Origin of the sequence: Bradyrhizobium sp. SHOUNA76 (assembly GCF_023006445.1) — a bacterium.
GTDB lineage: Bacteria > Pseudomonadota > Alphaproteobacteria > Rhizobiales > Xanthobacteraceae > Bradyrhizobium.
This window is the reverse complement of record NZ_JALBHA010000758.1, coordinates 1-2,149: the sequence shown is the minus strand read 5'-3', so window position 1 is coordinate 2,149 and position 2,149 is coordinate 1. Positions and strand designations below refer to the sequence as shown.

At 65.1% G+C, this 2,149-nt stretch carries 4 protein-coding genes; all 4 read right to left on the bottom strand.

The annotated features are described in order from the left end of the window. A partial coding sequence (locus tag MOV74_RS36715) for an HPr family phosphocarrier protein (protein WP_246932221.1) occupies positions 1-218 on the bottom strand: 218 nt, incomplete at its 3' end. After that, complete coding sequence (locus MOV74_RS36710; protein WP_007597752.1) at positions 215-616, bottom strand: PTS sugar transporter subunit IIA; 402 nt, start codon at positions 614-616, stop codon at positions 215-217. The genes MOV74_RS36715 and MOV74_RS36710, both read right to left, overlap by 4 nt. Positions 617-793: 177 nt before the next feature. After that, positions 794-1,303, bottom strand: coding sequence for an HPr kinase/phosphorylase (locus tag MOV74_RS36705; RefSeq protein WP_246932219.1), 510 nt, complete (start codon positions 1,301-1,303; stop codon positions 794-796). Then, on the bottom strand, positions 1,300-2,149 hold an 850-nt coding region (locus tag MOV74_RS36700; protein ID WP_246932217.1), incomplete at its 5' end, for a sensor histidine kinase KdpD. The genes MOV74_RS36705 and MOV74_RS36700, both read right to left, overlap by 4 nt.

Genomic DNA, 2,149 nt, shown 5'->3' with positions numbered 1-2,149 from the left:
CCCGGCCCCGCGGCGAGCATCATCAGGCCCATGATCGAGGTGCCGCCGACGGTCTCGCCGCCGCGCGTCACCCACACCTGCGCGTCGAAGCGCTCGACCGCCTGGACGAATTTCGCCGAGGCGCGCGCATGCAGGCCGCGCTTGTTGATGATCAGGAGGTCCTTGGAGATCGCGCCCGCGGGCACGCCTGTCCCCGCTTGTGGCGCCTCCTCGCTCATTTGCCGGCGAGCACGCGGCTGGCGATCGTGACGTATTTGCGGCCTGCTTCCTGAGCCATCGCGATCGCGTCGGGCAACGGACGCTCCTCGCGCACCTTGGCGAGCTTCACCAGCATCGGAAGGTTGATGCCCGCGAGAACCTCGACCTTGGGCCGACTCATGCAGGATATTGCGAGGTTCGACGGTGTGCCGCCGAACATGTCGGTGAGGATCGCAACGCCGTCGCCGGAATCGACGCGGTTAACCGCCTCGATGATGTCGCTTCGACAGAGATCGGAATCATCCTCGGCACCGATCGTGATCGCTTCGATTTGCTTTTGTGGCCCCATGACATGTTCAAGCGCTGCCTTGAATTCGTCGGCAAGGCGCCCGTGGGTCACAAGTACTAGACCAATCATCGGAAAACTCCTCGCGGGCGCTTTTGGTGCACCGCACGAACGCGCCACTTTGACCATCCAGAGCCCCCGCGCAAGAGGGGATGTTGCGTATCTCCCTGAATCTATACGGATGTATGAGGGGAGCTGCGCCGGTCTATTCGGTCGCGATAGTGGGGTTCATATGGTTACCATTTCCCTTCAAACAATCGGCGGAAGGGTTACGGAAGATGAACTCTTGGTAGTGGTCAAGGCCGCGACAACCAGGGGGAGCGGTGAATAGTCGCGGCTAACGGGGATTCGCGGTATTTCGACACCGAAAATGCTTGTTTTCAGGGATTCTGCCGGCGGCAGGCGCTCCGCGTCGGCCGCGTCCAGATCGACCACGAGACCGACGGTCGCATGCTCCACGAAGTCGCAGCGGCGGATCCCCAGGCCCCGGACCTCGATCAGGCCCGCCAGGCGAGGCGCCGGGCGAACTTCAATTTCATCGCCGACTGTCGCCAGATGGACACGGTCGTCCCCGACCAGAACGGCCGTTTCGACCACCCCAGTGCGGCCCGCCATGATCAAATCAAAGGCAAGGCGCGACTTGCCGGAGCCCGAAGGCCCTCGGATCAGCACCGCCCGCTGCCCGACCTTGACCGCGGAGGCATGAATGCTCGGCCCGCCCTTGTTCGAGCTGCCGTCTTTCGATCTGCCTTGGCTCATAGCGCCGGCAGCCTCACGACGAAGCGCGCGCCTGCTACCGTCGGAACGCCCTCGTCATCCGGCGGGCCTGCGCGGTTCTCGGCCCAGATGCGTCCGCCATGCGCGTCGATGATCTGCTTGGAGATCGACAGGCCAAGGCCAGAGTTCTGGCCAAAGCCCTGATGCGGCCGATCGGTGTAGAAGCGCTCGAAGATGCGCTCCAGCGCATCGTCGCGAATGCCGGGGCCGTCGTCGTCGACCACGATCTCGATCTCTCCGCGGACGCGGCGGCAGGTGAGGCGCACCTTGCTGCCGCGCTCCGAGAACGATTGTGCGTTGGAGAGCAGGTTGGAGACCACTTGCCCGAGCCGTGAATCGTGGCCGGTCACGGCGAGCGTGTCGGACGCGCCGCGGCCTTCGAAGCGCGTCTCGACCGCGACGTCGTGGCCGAGCTTGGTTTCATTGGCGACGGACACCAGCGTCGTCAGCAGGCGGCGCAGGTCGACCGGGATCGCGTCCTGGCGCTGCAATTCGGCATCGAGCCGGCTGGCGTCGGAGATGTCGGAGATGAGGCGGTCGAGCCGCTTGACGTCGTGCTCGATCACCTCGAGCAGGCGCGCACGGCTGTTCTCGTTGCGCGCCAGCGGCAGCGTTTCGACCGCCGAGCGCAGCGAGGTCAGCGGGTTCTTCAGTTCATGCGCGACATCGGCGGCGAACATCTCGATCGCCTCGATGCGGCTGTACAGTGCGCTGGTCATGTCGCGCAACGCGCCGGAGAGATGGCCGATCTCGTCGCGGCGGCGGGTGAAATCGGGGATCTCGATGCGGGCCTTGATGCGGCGGCGGACGCGCTCGGCGCTGTCGGCG

What these genes read in the sequence shown, in the direction of transcription:
- MOV74_RS36710 (WP_007597752.1), bottom strand. Translation starts at nt 616, where the DNA reads ATGATTGGTCTAGTACTTGTGACCCACGGGCGCCTTGCCGACGAATTC.
- MOV74_RS36705 (WP_246932219.1), bottom strand. Translation starts at nt 1,303, where the DNA reads ATGAGCCAAGGCAGATCGAAAGACGGCAGCTCGAACAAGGGCGGGCCG.